Origin of the sequence: Actinomadura sp. NPDC049753 (genome assembly GCF_040674655.1) — a bacterium.
GTDB classification, from domain to species: domain Bacteria; phylum Actinomycetota; class Actinomycetes; order Streptosporangiales; family Streptosporangiaceae; genus Spirillospora; species Spirillospora verrucosospora.
In genome coordinates, this window is the sequence record NZ_JBFARL010000030.1 from 22,443 (window position 1) to 36,983 (window position 14,541).

At 72.1% G+C, this 14,541-nt stretch carries 12 protein-coding genes; 7 read left to right on the forward strand and 5 right to left on the reverse strand.

Annotated features, from left to right (window positions below; all coding sequences use genetic code 11):
- Together AB0K37_RS11275 and AB0K37_RS11280 are read left to right on the forward strand one after the other, a co-directional pair.
- Complete coding sequence (locus tag AB0K37_RS11275) at positions 1–2,148, forward strand: hypothetical protein (RefSeq protein WP_363978300.1); 2,148 nt, start codon at positions 1–3, stop codon at positions 2,146–2,148.
- 85 nt (positions 2,149–2,233) lie between these two features.
- Positions 2,234–2,824, forward strand: coding sequence for a TetR/AcrR family transcriptional regulator (locus AB0K37_RS11280; protein WP_363978302.1), 591 nt, complete (start codon positions 2,234–2,236; stop codon positions 2,822–2,824).
- Positions 2,825–2,865: 41 nt separating this feature from the next.
- On the opposite strand, the gene AB0K37_RS11285 is transcribed toward AB0K37_RS11280, so the two are convergent.
- The gene (locus tag AB0K37_RS11285) at positions 2,866–3,783 is read right to left on the reverse strand and encodes a LysR family transcriptional regulator (protein ID WP_363978305.1); all 918 of its coding nucleotides are present in this window, start codon (positions 3,781–3,783) and stop codon (positions 2,866–2,868) included.
- Between the two features lie 216 nt (positions 3,784–3,999).
- Here AB0K37_RS11285 and AB0K37_RS11290 point away from each other — a divergent pair, with 216 nt between their 5' ends.
- The 5 genes from AB0K37_RS11290 (at position 4,000) to AB0K37_RS11310 (ending at position 9,206) form a co-directional block, all read left to right on the forward strand.
- Positions 4,000–4,494 carry a nuclear transport factor 2 family protein gene (locus AB0K37_RS11290; RefSeq protein WP_363978307.1) on the forward strand — a complete coding sequence of 165 codons (495 nt, stop codon included), beginning with the start codon at positions 4,000–4,002 and terminating at the stop codon, positions 4,492–4,494.
- Between the two features lie 85 nt (positions 4,495–4,579).
- On the forward strand, positions 4,580–5,467 hold the full coding sequence (locus AB0K37_RS11295; RefSeq protein WP_363978310.1) for an alpha/beta fold hydrolase: 888 nt from the start codon (positions 4,580–4,582) through the stop codon (positions 5,465–5,467).
- Positions 5,464–6,282, forward strand: a complete 819-nt coding sequence (locus AB0K37_RS11300; RefSeq protein WP_363978313.1) for an NAD(P)H-binding protein — start codon at positions 5,464–5,466, stop codon at positions 6,280–6,282. Before AB0K37_RS11295 ends, AB0K37_RS11300 begins: the two co-directional genes overlap by 4 nt.
- Before the next feature lie 27 nt (positions 6,283–6,309).
- Positions 6,310–7,617 (forward strand): MBL fold metallo-hydrolase, encoded by a 1,308-nt coding sequence (locus tag AB0K37_RS11305; protein WP_363978316.1) that lies wholly within the window; start codon positions 6,310–6,312, stop codon positions 7,615–7,617.
- Positions 7,618–7,640: 23 nt separating this feature from the next.
- Positions 7,641–9,206: an MFS transporter gene (locus tag AB0K37_RS11310; protein ID WP_363978319.1), complete on the forward strand. Its 1,566-nt coding sequence runs from the start codon at positions 7,641–7,643 to the stop codon at positions 9,204–9,206.
- Between the two features lie 36 nt (positions 9,207–9,242).
- Here the strand turns inward: AB0K37_RS11310 and AB0K37_RS11315 are convergent, their stop codons facing one another.
- The 4 genes from AB0K37_RS11315 to AB0K37_RS11330 all read right to left on the reverse strand — a co-directional run bounded on the left by AB0K37_RS11315 (position 9,243) and on the right by AB0K37_RS11330 (position 14,358).
- Entirely contained in the window at positions 9,243–12,143 is a 2,901-nt protein-coding gene (locus tag AB0K37_RS11315; RefSeq protein WP_363978322.1) for a hypothetical protein, read from the reverse strand.
- Between the two features lie 141 nt (positions 12,144–12,284).
- A complete protein-coding gene (locus tag AB0K37_RS11320) occupies positions 12,285–13,001 on the reverse strand; it encodes a CHAP domain-containing protein (protein ID WP_363978325.1) in 717 nt (238 codons plus the stop codon).
- The gene (locus AB0K37_RS11325) at positions 12,998–13,159 is read right to left on the reverse strand and encodes a hypothetical protein (RefSeq protein ID WP_363978328.1); all 162 of its coding nucleotides are present in this window, start codon (positions 13,157–13,159) and stop codon (positions 12,998–13,000) included. Before AB0K37_RS11325 ends, AB0K37_RS11320 begins: the two co-directional genes overlap by 4 nt.
- Positions 13,160–13,242: 83 nt before the next feature.
- Positions 13,243–14,358 (reverse strand): glycoside hydrolase family 25 protein, encoded by a 1,116-nt coding sequence (locus AB0K37_RS11330; RefSeq protein ID WP_363978331.1) that lies wholly within the window; start codon positions 14,356–14,358, stop codon positions 13,243–13,245.
- Between the last annotated feature and the right edge of the window lie 183 nt (positions 14,359–14,541).

Genomic DNA, 14,541 nt, shown 5'->3' on the forward strand with positions numbered 1-14,541 from the left:
ATGCCGGCGCGGATCTGGGACCGGCTGCTGGGACGCGAGGTGGAGCGGCCGCCCGGCGGGCGCATGCCCCTCGGCAGGCTGTTCTTCGCGCCCGGCGACCGCCTCCTCTTCCTGAACGCGACGGCGGTGCGCCCGGGCCGCTATCTCGCCGCGAACGGGACGTGGACGCTGTGGGACGAGACGCGGCGCCACCGCGACGAAGGCGACTTCGGGCACCACGCCATGCCCGACGACATCACGACCTACATCGTCACGGCCATCGGCAGGAGGCTCGGCTCGCTGGTCGCGCGGGACGTCACCGCTGAGGACTGGCTGTCGGAGACTCCGCTGATGGGCGGGGCCGACATGGACGAGCGGCTGCGGCCCCGCGAGATCGACGAGGTGATCGAGCGCTGCCTCCCGCACCTGCGCGCGGCGTGCCATCTGCCCGTGGCCAGACTCCGGGCGGTGAACCGGCTGGTTCCGGCCTCGCGGGTACGGCGCGTCACTCCCGCCGCCATCACCCGGCTCACCGCTCGCAGCGAGGACTGGGCGGCGCTGCGTCCCAACGGCATCCGCCCTGCGCGCCTCCTCGACCCCGCGCGCGAGACGGATCTGGACTTCTACGAGAACCGGGTGCTCGCCAGGCTGGTCGACCGTCTCTGGGACCACGTGCAGGGACGGCTGGCCGAGGTCGAACGGATCGAGGCCATGCTCGACGACGTGAGCACCTACGCGGAGGACGCGAGCGGCCGCCCGTGGCGGGTGAGCCAGTACATGTTCCTCCTCATCGAGGGGCTCGTCGAGAGCAGCACCCGGCGCACCAGGGCCAGGCAACTGCGTGAGGATCTGGAGAGGCTGCGCAACGCACTGGTCGAACTTCGCGGGCCGACGATCCTGCCGGGGGTCCACCGTCACACCGATGTCGGCACCGTCCTGCGCAGCACCAACGTCTTCACGAACGACGACAGGTACAGGCGGGCCGCGGAGCTCTGGCGGGCATGGGTCGCCGACAGGAGCGGGAACGGGGCGTCCGGGCCGTCCAACGACCGGATCCAGGAGTGGTGTGAATCATTCACGCTCTACACCGGCCTCCTTCTCACGCATGCGTTGGCGCAGTTGGACCTGGTTCCGGAGGGCCCGTTCAAGCCCGGCGGAGAAGTCCGGTGCGCCGGCCGGCACCGGGAGGCCGTCAGCCTTCGATGGGAGCAGACAGGAACCTTCGTGCTGCGCTGCGGAGGCGAGGCCGTCCTGCGCGTCGTTCCGGTGGCGCACGCGCTCGTCGCTTCGGAGCAGCCGGGCCGGACGGCCCAGGAGATCGACGCGCTCGCCGCCGCGGCCGCGACCGACCCGCGCACGCTGATCGTCTACCCCGGGCAGCGGGAGAAGCGCGAGAAGCTGCCCCTCCCCATCCGGCTCAGGACGTTCCAGGGCTGCGAGGCGCCCGCTCCCTCCGGCGGCGGTCGAGCGCTGTCGCTCCTCCCGGTGTCGCCGTTGGAGATCGACAGCGTGACCCGGCTGGCCCGCAGCCTGCGCTGGGCTCTCGCCCAGCACCTGTTCGAGAGGTATCCGAGCCGCATCGACTGCCCCGGCCGCGATGCGGACGCCATCGCGGACGGGACGGACTGGATCGCCACCGGCACGAACGGCCTCACCATCGTGAGACCGCCCGCCCCCCATGAGCTCGCCGCGGTGCTACGCCGGATCGGGACACTCGGTCATCGCACCGCCCAGTTCATGCAACGCGGTGACAACGCCGAACTGGTCGACCGGTTGCGGGATGAGGTGAGGGCCGCCGCGGAGAGCCTGGCGGAACTCGCCCGGTGCCCCCTGTGCCGGAACGCCTCAAGCGACCCCTCCCGAACCTTCCAGGCGCGGGACAGGTCCACGTTCCGCAGCACATGCGACGTCTGCAAGGCGACCTGGGAACTGAGGCGGTGCGGTTCGTGCGAGCGCCGCTACCCCGTGCTGAACGGCAACGGCCGGGACGATGTGACGACCCTGGAAACCGACGGGGACACCATGGACCACAGATTCGGCAGTGAGGCCCTCAGCGCCCACTGCTGGGTGAGAACCACGGTGGCCTACTGCCCGCACTGCGGCGAATGCAGCGAGGCGAGAACTCTCAAGAACCTCCGATGCGAACGCTGCGTCGGTGACAGTCGGTAAATGCGGGGTCATTCCGTGCCGCCCTGCCGGATGCCCCGGACGAGCCGGGGAAGGATGGGGGAGAGCGCGTTTCCGGGGAGGGACTGTGGCTGCCCAGGAGGACGCAGAGCAATACGAGCTGGTCGTCGAGGCGGCGGGCAGGCTCTTCGTGCAGCTCGGATACGACGGGACCTCGCTGCAGATGATCGGCGAGGTCGCCGGGATGAGCGCGCAGGAGGTCAGCCGCCTGGCGCAGGACAAGCGGCATGTCTACCTGGAGGTGATGACCCGGTACGCCAACGCCGAGTCCGCGCACATGAGGGCCGTGATGGCGCGCGTCCCGCCCGACGTCTCCGGTCTGCAGGCGCTGGTGGACGGCTACCTGGACTACTCGGTGGCCCATCCGGAGCTGCGGGCCCTGTGGGTGCACCGCTGGCTCAACGACGCGGCCGACGTGCAGGACGTCGAGAAACTGTACCGGCCGTTGATCGCCGCCGTGGTCGAGATGTTCCGGGGCGCGGTCCGTGCCGACTACGACCTCGAACTCGGCCTCTGGAACATCATCTGGATCGTGAACGGGTTCATCCACGTGGGCGTCGTCGACGCGGAGGGGATCCGCCGCTTCGCGGACCACCCCCCGACCCTCCGCCGCTTCCGCGAGTACATGCACGACATGCTGGAGCGCAGCGCCCTCTGAGAGCCGGTACCGTTCGCGCGTCCTTCGCCGCCGTAGCGGCTTCAGGCGGCGTGGAGCCGCTGGTCGTGGCCGGTGAGGATGCGCACTTCGCTGATCAGGCGCGTGATGAGAGGCTGCGGCGCCCGGTCGTTCCACACCACGGCGAGGTCGAAGTTCCCGCCGTCGGTGACCGGTATCCACCGCAGGCCGCCGGCGGGCAGCAGCGTCTCCAGCGGTCGCGGGGGGAGCCAGATGCCGCGGCGGCGGGCGACCTCCAGGAGGCAGTCCTCCACGCTGGGCACCATCGGGCCGCGTGGCGCGGGACCGCCGCCGGGGCGGGGATCCATGATCCAGAACCGTTCGGCTTCCGGAGACGTGAGGACATCTGGACGCACGACAGGATCGTCTGCCAGGTCGGCGAGGGTCACGGTCGAGCGGTCCGCCAGGGGGTGGCGGTCGGACAGCACCACGGCCCGGGGATCGCTGCGCACGACGGCGTGGTGCAGCCCGACGTCACCGACCGGCAGCCACATGAAGGCCGCGTCGGCCTGCCCGTCGTCGAGGAGTTCGAGCTCGTGTCTCGGGTGCCGCGCGCCTTTCAGCGTCACTCGCAGGCCGGGAACCGCCTCCTCAAGGGCCTCGGCCGTATCGACGGCGAACAGTGAGGTGGCGGCGGGGCAGCAGGCGAGGCGGAGGGTCCCGGCCTGGGAGCCGGCCACGGCGCGTACCCGTTCGGCCAGGCTGTCGACGTCGTGGACGACGGCCGCGCCCCCCGCCGCGAGTTCCTCCCCGGCGGGGGTGAGCAGAACGCCTCGCGAGGTCCGCACCAGCAGGACCACGCCGAGGGAACGTTCCAAGTTGCGCACGTGCGTGGACACCGCCTGCTGCGTCAGGTGGAGCGCCGCTCCCGCGCCGGTCATGGACCGCTCCCGGGCCACGGCCAGGAACGAACGCAGATGCCGGAGATCGATGTCGCCCACGACGCCCAAGATAGCGGGCACAGTGCGCGCTGTGCCCGCCACAACACATCGTTGTTTCCCCGGCGGGACTGCGGCGTCCAGACTCGCACCGGCGGCCGGAACGCCCACCGCGCGGACGTCGCGGGACGCAGGCGGTCCGACGGGCGATCGCCGACGCGGTCGCGCCTTCGGACGGAAACCGCCGGACCGAGTTCAACGAGATGACAGGGAGCACGAGTGAGCACGATCGGCCGTCCCGGCCTCGAAGCGGAGATGCTTCGTCTCATCGACGGCCAGGCCGTGGTCGAGGTGTGCACGCGCATGGCGTGGCACGCCGACCGACGCGAGTGGGAAGCGCTGAAAGGCGTGTTCGCCGACGAGGTGCGTCTGGACTACACGAGCCTGAACGGCGGCGAACCGGCCGTGCTGTCGCCCCAGCAGATCGCGGATGCCTGGTCCCAGGTGCTGGGCGGGTTCGACGCCACGCAGCACCTGGTCGCCGGCCACCAGGTGTCGATCGAGGACGACACCGCGGTGTGCACCGCGTCCTTCCAGGCCACCCACCGGCTGGCGAACCCGTTCGGTGCGCCGCTGTGGACGCTCGGCGGCGCCTACCGGTTCGACCTGGTCCGCGCCGACGGCGGATGGAAGATCTGCGGAGTCGTGATGACGGCGACCTGGGCGGACGGCAACAGGGAGCTGATGGCCCTGGCGGCGAAGGCGGCCGGATGAGCCCGGGGCGCGGCTCCGTCCCGCCGGATCGTCCAGCCGCACTCCCCCCTTCCACGCCGAACACCGATCAAGAAAAGGACCGTTCGTGACGACCCAGCAGAAGGTCACCTTCCCCAGCGGTGACGCCGCCCTGACCGGCAACCTGTTCCTGCCCGACACCGACGGCCCGGCTCCGGGCATCGTGGTGGCCGGGACCTGGACCAGCGTCAAGGAACTGATGGCCGACCGGTACGCCGAACGGCTGGCCGACCGCGGATACGCCGCACTGTCGTTCGACTTCACAGGATTCGGCGAGTCCGGAGGCGAACCGCGCGACGTGGAGGACCCGGCGCGCAAGGTCCGCGACATCCACCACGCGGTGACGTTCCTCGCGGCCCACCCGGCGATCGACGGTGCCAGGCTGGGCGCTCTGGGGATCTGTGCCGCCGCGATGTACATGGCCGACAACACCGCCCACGACTCCCGCGTCGGCTCCCTCGCCCTGGTCGCGCCGTGGCTCCATGACGCCGCCATCTGCGAGGCCGCCTACGGGGGCGCGGACGCGGTCGCCCAGAAGATCAAGATGGCCCGGGAGGCCCGCGCGCGGTTCGCGGAGACCGGCGAGATCGAGTACGTCCCGGTGGTCAGCGCCACCGACCCGAGCGCGGCCATGCCCTACGACATCGACTTCTACCTCAACCCCGCCCGGGGCGGCATCCCCGCCTGGCCCAACCGCTTCGCCGTGATGGCCTGGGAGGACTGGCTCACCTACGACTCCATCGCGCTGGCGCCGCGGATCAGCCGGCCCACCCTGCTCGTCCACAGCGAGGACGCCGCCATCCCCGACGGCGCCCGCCGCTTCCACGCCGGGCTCGCCGGCCCCAAGGACATCCTGTGGGCGGAGGGCACTCAGTTCGACTTCTACGACCAGGACCCGCAGGTCACGCTCGCCAGCGACACCGTCGCCGCCCACTTCGGAAGGACCCTGCGATGATCCTCGTCACCGGAGCCACCGGGAACGTCGGCGGCGAGGTCGTCCAGGCACTCGTCCGTGCCGGGCAGCCGGTCCGCGCGCTGGTGCGCGAACCCGCCGGCCTGGCGGTCGAGCAGGCCGTCGGCGACCTGAACGACCCCGGCTCGCTCGCCCCCGCCCTCGACGGCGTCCGCGGGGTGTTCCTGCTGCCCGGCTACCGCGACATGGCGGGCCTGCTCACCTCGATGAGGCGGGCGGGGGTGGAACGGGTGGTGCTGCTTTCCAGCCTGGCGACCATCGCCACCGACACCCGCAACGCCGTCTCCGAGTTCATGATCGACTCCGAGACGGCGGTCCGCGAGTCCGGGCTCGCCTGGACGTTCCTGCGCCCCAACGCGTTCATGTCCAACGCCCTGCGCTGGCTCCCCCAGCTGCGCGAAGGCGACGTCGTCAAGGACGCCTTCGGCGACGTGCCGCTCGCGTCCACCGACCCGTACGACATCGCCGCCGTGGCCGTCCGCGCGCTGCTCGACCCCGGCCACGAGGGGCAGGCCTACCCGCTGAGCGGCCCGGAACGGCTCCTGCCCGCCGAGCGCCTGGCCGTCCTGGCCGAGGTGCTCGACCGCGACCTGCGGTTCCACGCCCTGACGGACGAAGAAGCGCGCGCCGACATGGCCGGACGCATTCCGGAGGAGTACATCCACGCGTTCTTCAGCTTCTACAGCGACGGAACCCTGGACGAATCCCAGATCTACCCCACCGTGGAAAAGGTGACCGGGCATCCTCCCCGCACCTTCAAACAATGGGCAGACGCCCACGCGGACGACTTCCGCTGAAATCCTTCCCCCTTACGAAAGCTCCAGATGAACCAGAGACTGCGGCGCCTTCTCGCCGCAAGCTCCGCCGTATGCGCGATCGCATGGTCGGCGGGCTGCTCGAACGACGACAAACCCAAAGCACCGCAGGCGCAGCCGGGGCGTTTCGCGTCCCCCAACCCCGGCTCCGTCAACACCTACTGGATCCAGGCACCTGAGGGCCTGGTCCTGGTCGACACCCTGCGCACGCCGGCCGACGCCCGCAAGGCGATCGCAGAGATCAAAAAGACCGGCAAGCCCGTCGCGGCCATTCTGCTGACCCACTCCCACCCCGACCATGTAGGCGGCGCGGGCGCATTCCACGAGGCCTTCCCCAAGGCCCCTGTCCACGCGTCCGCGGCGACCGACAAGGCGATGCGGGAGGACAGGCGCGGCTTCTACCCCCTGGCCCGTTCGGCGAACCCCGCCTTTCCCGCCAAGGTCGCCTACGCCGACCGGACCTTCCCGGACGGCTCACCGTTGCAGGTCGGCGGCCTCCGCTTCGAAACCGCCACCTTCGCCGAGGGCGAGTCCGACACCGCGACCGTCTACTACCGCCCCGACACCGGCGCCCTGTTCTCCGGCGACCTGGCCACCGGCAAAGTCACCCCCGCACTGATCGAAGGCAACAGCTGCGGCTGGCTCCAGATCCTCGACCAGCTGGGCAAGCGCTTCCCCGCCGCCAAGACGATCTACCCCGGGCACGGAGCCCCCGGCCCGACCACGACACTCATCGACGAGCAGCGCCGGTACCTCCAGCGGATCCGCGGCCTCGTCCGCCCCGCCGTCGCCCCGAACTCGCCCGAGGGCACAACGGTCACCCCCGGCGAACAGAAAACGATCACCACCGAGATGGACCGCACCTACCCCGGCCGGCCACCGGTCGCGGACCTTCCGACCATCGTGCAGGAGAACATCAAAGCCGTAGCGCGAGAACTCTCCGCCGAAGACCCCGCGAAGACTCCCGCCGCCTGCTCGGACAAGCCGCGGGAAGGCACCTTGCCGGCGCCGGCGAGCACCTACGTCGGCGCGGTCGACGGCGGGGACCTCGACGCGCTGGCGGGAGCGTTCGCCCCGGACGCGGAAGTCGTCGACGTCGGGCGGCGCATCCAGGGCCGCGCCGCGATCCGCGCCTGGGCCGAGGACGAGGTCATCGGCGGGAAACTGACCGTGACCAAGATCGTGGAGAACCGGCCCGGATACCAGCGCCTCCTCGTGCACTTCGCCCCCGGCGGCACCGGCGGATTCGACGCCTACTACGCCTTCACCGTCGATGGCCCGTTCATCACCAAGGCCGAACTCACCTACGCCAACTGATCGGGCGACCCCCATTGACTTCCGTGACCGCAAGGCGCCGCTCAGGCCAGAGACACGCGCTGGTCGCCTGCATTCTGTCGTCATCGCTGGTGGGGATGGACGGCATGATGACCCCGGTCGCCCTGCCCGACATCGCCGACGACCTGAACGCCGGGCTCGCGGTGCAGCAGTGGGTGGTCGCCGCCTTCCTGCTCGCCCTCGGCAGCCTGCTCCTGGTCGGCGGCGCGCTGGGCGACGTCTTCGACCGATGGCGGATCTTCGCGGCGGGCACCGCGGCCTTCGGCGCGTCCGCCCTGCTGGTGGCGCTGGCGCCCTCCGCGCCGCTCCTGGTCGGCGGCCGGCTCCTGCAGGGCGCCGCCGCGGCCCTGGTGGTCCCCGGCGCGCTGGCCGTGATCACCACGACCTTCGAGGGGGACGAGCGGTCCCGGGCGATCGGTTCGTGGACCGCGTGGAGCGGCCTCTCCGTGGTCGCGGGGCCGCTCGTCGGCGGGGTGCTCGTGGACGCGGTGTCGTGGCGGGCCGTCTATGGCGCACTGGTGCCGATGGCCGCCGTCACCCTGCTCTTCATCCTCCGCGCGACACCGCGCGGAGCCCGGGAGAGCAAGGGGGGACGCGTCGACTGGCAGGGCGCCCTCCTCGCCGTCCCCGCAGTGGGCGGCCCGGTGTTCGCCCTGATCCAGGGGCCCGAGACCGGGTGGGGCCGCCCGGCGGTCGTCGGCGCCCTGGCCGCCGGCGGAGCGGCGATCGCCGGTCTCGCCTGGTGGGAACGGCGGACTCCCGACCCCTTGCTGCCCGTGCGCCTGCTGCGCGTCCCGGCGTTCTCGACCCTCAACGTCATCACGCTGATCCTCTACGGCGCCCTCATCTCGTCCGGCTTCTACACCGTCCTGTTCCTGCAGCAGACCGCCGGCTACCCGCCGGCGGCCGCGGGGCTGGCCGCGGCCGTCCCGGTCATGGTTCTGCTGGCGCTCTCCCGCCGGTTCGGCGCCCTGGCGGACCGGTACGGACCCCGATGGTTCATCGCCGGGGGCGCGCTCGTCGCCGCCGCCGGAATCCTGCTGATGCTGCGGACGGACGCCGAAGCCGACCTCCTCACCGTCGTCCTCCCGTCGGTGCTGGTCCACGGCGCGGGGCTGGCGATGCTGGTCGCGCCGCTGACCTCGACCGTCCTGAGCGCCGCCCCCGACGGCCTCGCGGGCGCCGCCTCAGGCGTGAACAACGCCGTGGCGCGGATCGGGAGCCTCCTCGGGACGGTCGCGGTGGGGATCATGGTCTCCGCGTCCTTTCCGGCGGCGCTGGACGGCCGGGACCTGCCGCCGGCCGTCGTCCGGCAGGCTCAGGACCGTCCTCTGGTCAGCACTCCTCCCGCGGGGGTCCCCGCCTCCGAGCAAGACCACGTGCGACGAGCGCTCTCCGCGGCCTCCGTGGACACCTTCCACACCGCGGTCGGCGCCATCGGGGGCCTGGCGCTCCTCGCCGCCGTGATCGGCGTCGGCGCCGCGGTCGGCACGCGCCGACCGCGGCGCCGGTTCGCGGCCGCCCGAGGACCCGGAGGTGCGTTGCACGGCGCCCACCGCGACCTGGACTGACGCCTCGGCCTCGCCCGGCTCGGCCACCGGCGGGCATCACGGTTTCGGGGGGTCGGGCTCGCCGTGGGCCCGCCACCACCCGGCGGCCGCGTCCACGGCCAGGCCGGTGGTCCAGAGGTCGGCCGGGTCGTCGGGCAGCAGGCGCTCCCGCACCGCGTCCTGCATGGGGAAGGGAAGCGTGGCGCCGGTCATGGGAATGTCGTCGTCCAGGACGTCCGCCGGGAACCTGCAGACCGCGACGGCGTCCGCCAGGCCGAAACCCGCGCGTTCCGCCAGAGCGCGAACGGTTGCGGAGGCGTCGACCGGCGCGGGGCCGCGATCGTCCAGCGACCGGAGGAGCCGGACGACGCGGTCGGCGCCGCCCCAGCAGGGGGCGGGGGGCCGGGCCGCCTCCCAGCCGGGCGGGTCGACCGGGTCGAACGTCCCGCCGGGCGCGTACTCCACGGCCGTCGCGATCCGGTCGCCTCGCCAGTAGCTCAAGATCAGCATGGCGCCGTTCGGGGTGCGCCACAGCTCCCCGGGCGCCTCCGTCTCCAGCCGCCTGTCGACCATCTGGCGTTCGGCGTTGGACTGCTCTTCGCCACCCGCCGGAGTGAGGCGGAGCACGCGGCAGGCTCCCGTCCCGTCGCCGATCGGAGCGTTGGCCCAGAGGCGCAGGACGTCGAGCACGCCTTCGCGGCGCGACTCAGACGTCCACGGCAGGACGGCCGGGAGCGCGAAACCCGCCAGGGTGTCGAGGTCGGCGCCCACGTGACCGCGGGGTGGCAGGGAGACCGCCCGCACGAGGTAGGGCTTGTCGGCCGCCGGCTCCTCGATCGCCGCCGACTCCAGCGCGCGGGCCAGAAGCCGGTGGCGCACGAGCCACCTCGTCTGCGCGGTGGTGCGCCTGAAGGGGAGACCGGCGGCCGGCGAGACCAGCGAGGGCAGTGCCGCCGGCTGGGGACGGCCCGTACGGTCGCGCAACTCGATGCCCAGGAGAAGGCACTCGACGGCCGCCCGGGTCGCTTCGAGGACGCCGTCGCGCAGCGCCGGCGCCGTCACCTCGGGCAGCACGGCCTCCAGGGCGTCGGCGGCCGCGCGCGGTCCGGTCAGCGCCGCCTCCAGCAGCCGCGCCGCGCCCTCGCGGTCGAGACGCCGCAGCGCCGCCGACCCGTCCGGGTCCACCGGGTCCCGCCGCGGCCACCAGCCGGGCGGCGGAACGAGCCCGCCCTTCGTGCTCATGACGGGCGAGAAGGGGAGCCGCGCCGTCCGGGTCCCGTCGGGGGCGGTGACCGTGATCGCACCGCGGCTCAGCCGGACATCGCTCGGCCCGGCGGCGCCCGGGAACGTCACCACGGCGGTTCCCGGCGCCTGAGGCCGGGCGGTGGCGGTGCCTGGGTCCAGGGTCAACGCGACGCTGTCGCCCGTCTGCCCCTCGACCCGGAACGTCTGCCAGACGCCGTCCTTGAGGCGTGACAGGAGGCCGGTCTTGCCGTCGTACCAGGGCAGCAGCCCTTCGGGCAGTCGGGGGAGCCTCAGCGACAGGCCGGCGTCGCCGGTGACGGACGCGTAGGCGTTCCAGGACCGTTCCGTGATGGTGAGGTAGCCGAGGTGCTGAAGGATCGTCCGGCCTGCTTTCGGAGACTTGTGTGGCTTTCCTGTGCTCGGCACGGCCAGTTCGGCGGGAATGCCGCCGCGCAGGGCCGCCAGGAGGGCGTCCACGGGGTCGGCGGGGTCGATCCCCTCGGCGAGGGTCGGCTCCAGATCGAGGTAACCACCGCGGCCGGTCAGCCGCACCAGCCGGTGCAAGGCGTTGTGCAGGAAGGGAAGGTCCGTGCGGCCCGCGTCGGCCTTCCAGCCGTCGACGGCTTCGCGCAGCACCTCCCGGGTCTCCGGCAGCTCCCAGAGCGACCTGACGGTGGCCGGGTAGTCGACGTTGCCGTAGTACCCCATGTCGCGTACGAACGCGTCCAGCAGGCTTGCGAAACGCTCGCGTCCTTCTGGCCCGGACGCCGCGTCCGCGGCGTGCGCACCGGCGTCGAAGTTCGGACCCCACCAGCGGGGCGAGTCGGTGCCCATCTCCGCCTGGGGAATGATGTGCCGGTGGTCGGGAGGCGGAAGCGCCGGGTCCGTCTCCTCGCCGAACACCACCTCGGCCTCCGGGAACAGCCGATCCCCGGCCTGGTCGGCGAGCTCCAACAGGACGGCGGCCGCGCAGCCCCGTCCCTCGTCGCCGAACCAGTGCGCCGACAGATGCACCCCCGCCCCGCTCTCGGCCAGGCATTCGAGCCACATCTGCCGGATCTCCTCGGCGACCTCTGCGCCGCTCTCCTCCTCGTGGTGGCCGAGGTCGGGTTCGGCGGCGATCAGCCGCTCCATCAGGGAGACGTCGCGCCCGGCCACCGCGGCGAGCGGCTCACGGGCGGCCGCCCAGACCTGGTGGGACGCGATGGGCATGAGCCCGGCGCGCAGCAGCCGCTCGGCCAGGAACTCCTCCTCGTCCCGCTTCTTGATCTTCGCGCCGCGGGCCAGCGCGCGCAGGTCGGGAAAGATCCGGGCGTACGGGATGACCCCGGCGTCGAACCCCGCGCAGACGAGCTCCCGGAAGCGGGCGTGCGCCTCCTCTCCCGGCAACTCGGCGGCCAGCGTCTTGGCGTAGTCGCGCAGCGCGGCCGGCCCGACGCCGCCCGCGGGCACCAGTTCGAGGAAGACGGCGTGGACCCGGTCGAGGTCGATCAGCGCGGGATGGTCCTTCTCGACCTTGCGCGCCTGGCCGAACGCCCAGAACGCGAGCTCCCTCTCTCCCGCCCGCACCAGCTCCCGGCAGGCGTGCTCGAAGAACGGTGCCAGCTCGGCGGCGGGGAGCGGGTCCGCGGCCTTGGTCAGCATCTTCTTGGCGCCCTTGGGCCCGGCGGCGGCGAGCTCCGCCGGTGCCGGCAGCTGCGGAAACCGAGTCATCTCGTCCCTTCGTCCCTGATCTCCTGAACGACCACGAACCCTGCGACGATCAGCCCGCGTGATCGGTTCCGCGCGCCGCGAGACGGCACACGCTCTGCGGAGGACCCGCACGGCGGTCCGCCCCGGCCGGGCGCGTTCGGATCAGTGGACGCGAAGGAGAACGCTCCAGGTGTCGGGACCGATGATCCCGTCCGTCTCGATCTTCGCCCATTTCTGGACCGCGCGGACGGCCCTGTCCATGGTGGCGTCGAAGTCGCGGTCCATGCGGGTCCCGACCTCGGGATGGCTGCGCGCGAGAAGCAGGCCGCGCGCGGTCTGCACCGCCTCGTTCGAGCCCTTCGCGCCCTTGGAGATCGTGGGCAGGTCCTTCACGGCGTCCTCCGTCCAGCCGCTCGCGTAAGCGGGCCGTCCATAGCCGGCGATGACGCCGGCCGCGCGGACGCGGCGCCTCACCGCGTCGCCGGTGTTGGCCTCGATCGTCTGGAGCCGTCCCCCTCCGAGGACCTTCTCCACGACGCCGACATGGTCGACCGAGCCGCCGCGGTCGCTTCCACCCCAGTCGAAGAAGACGATGTCGCCGGGCCTGGCCCGGTCGACCGCGGAGCGGGTGCCGGCGCGCCATCGACCGGCCTTCTTGAAGTCGTCGACGTGCCACACGGTGTAGGCGCGGTCTCCGCCCGGCAGCACCGCCGCGGCGTTGCCGGAGTGCCGGGCCCAGTAGGTGACGGCCATGTCGCACCAGGCCGCGCGCAGGTACTCCTTCCCGTTCCGGGCCGCGTACTCCCGCGTGATGGGGTTCGGGCGCCCCGACATCCCCAGTGACCTGCGCGCCGCCGTGATGATCTTCGCGGCGCTCATGCCCGGCCCTCCTCACCGTTCTCGTCCGGCCCGCGGAAGATCCCGCCGGCGTCGGGCTCGCCGTACAGCGCACGCAGGACCTGCGTCTCGTCGGTCTCGGTCGCCCTGTGCACGCCGGGGTGCACATCCACCTCGTCCATGCGGTCGGCTTCAGCCATCGGTCTCCCTCATCCGTTGAGCGGTTTCTTCGCGGGGAACGCATGCTCCGCGGGGGAGAGCGGGCGTCCGGTGCCGGGCCGGGTCAGGTGCGGTCCTGGGCGATCGTCCATCGGCCTGACAACGCCCGCGGGGCGGGCCGGTCCTCGGCGTTTCCGCCTGCGGGGAACGCCGCGACCGAGACGTACACGTGCTGGCCCTTGCGGAGCCCCTTGGGCATGGCGCCGGTGGCGAACTGGTCGCCGCCGGTCGCCTTGGCGTCGGCGCGGACCTCGGTCCATGATCCGGCGGACTTTCCGTCCTTCCAGTCGTGCACCTCGAACCGCAGCCGGTATTCGTCGCCCTCGCCGAGGCCTCCGATGCGGACGACGGTGTCGATGTCCGCCCATGTCGAAGCGGGAGCGACGTAGCCGGGATAGCCGTCGGGGTGGTCCTTGTCGGGTTCGGAATGGGACTTGGCCGGGTCGGCGTGGGTGATGTCCCAGGTGAGGCGGGTGAACCGCCCCCATGCGAGATTCTGGGGCCTGGATTTGCCGTAGCTGCTGCGGATGGGCACTTCGTCCCCCTGGCGCGGCCCGAGGGCCAGCTTCCTCAGTTCCGCGAGCGAGCCGCGGAAGGCGTTGACGTCGCAGCGGCCCGGGATGCTCGGCACCTCTGCGCTGGACGAGTACTGCAGGATCGAGATGGGCTCCCCGCCGAACTGGACCCACCACGAGGAGGGGACCTTCCTGTAGAGGGCGGCCGGCGTGCCGGAGCCGGAGACGTACCGCGACTGCCAGATCGTGTCGAAGAAGCTGAGGTCGGGCCTGCCGTGGGCCTCCCAGTACCAGCGCGGGAAGTAGCCGATGACGGGGTGGCCGCCGGTGCGGTCCTTGAACTCGGCCACCCAGTCCCTGGCCGTGGTCGCGTTGGCGCCGGACGCCTCGATGTCGAGCGCGACCGCGAAGCGGGCGACATCGCCGGCCTTGGCGAGGAAGTAGCGGGCCTGCGCGGCGCCCCTCTCCCCGTGCAGGAAGTGATACGCCCCCGGCACGAAGCCCGCGCCCAGGGCGAGCATTCCCGCTCGGTTGTGCCCCCAGGTGGGGTTGGTGTAGTCGGTGTTCTCGGTGACCTTCGAGAATCCGAAGCGGATGCCTGACCGGTGCACCACCGGCCAATTCGGAGTGCCCTGGTAGCTGGCCACATCGACCCCGTACAGCAACACTGCCTCCTTTCTGGGCGGGCGGCATGCCGACGCCGCCCCGCGGGCATGTGCGAATCGGGAGTATGGGGGGCGCTCGATTACATGACGCGGCACGTGGAGATGGCCGCGAGTTCGGCCTCCTCAGCGAGGAATGCGTGGTCGCCGGCCGGTGAAGTCACGCGTATACGCAGGCCGACGCTG

What these genes read in the sequence shown, in the direction of transcription:
- AB0K37_RS11305 (WP_363978316.1), top strand. Translation starts at nt 6,310, where the DNA reads ATGAACCAGAGACTGCGGCGCCTTCTCGCCGCAAGCTCCGCCGTATGC.
- AB0K37_RS11325 (WP_363978328.1), bottom strand. Translation starts at nt 13,159, where the DNA reads ATGGCTGAAGCCGACCGCATGGACGAGGTGGATGTGCACCCCGGCGTG.
- AB0K37_RS11320 (WP_363978325.1), bottom strand. Translation starts at nt 13,001, where the DNA reads ATGAGCGCCGCGAAGATCATCACGGCGGCGCGCAGGTCACTGGGGATG.
- AB0K37_RS11300 (WP_363978313.1), top strand. Translation starts at nt 5,464, where the DNA reads ATGATCCTCGTCACCGGAGCCACCGGGAACGTCGGCGGCGAGGTCGTC.
- AB0K37_RS11275 (WP_363978300.1), top strand. Translation starts at nt 1, where the DNA reads ATGCCGGCGCGGATCTGGGACCGGCTGCTGGGACGCGAGGTGGAGCGG.
- AB0K37_RS11315 (WP_363978322.1), bottom strand. Translation starts at nt 12,143, where the DNA reads ATGACTCGGTTTCCGCAGCTGCCGGCACCGGCGGAGCTCGCCGCCGCC.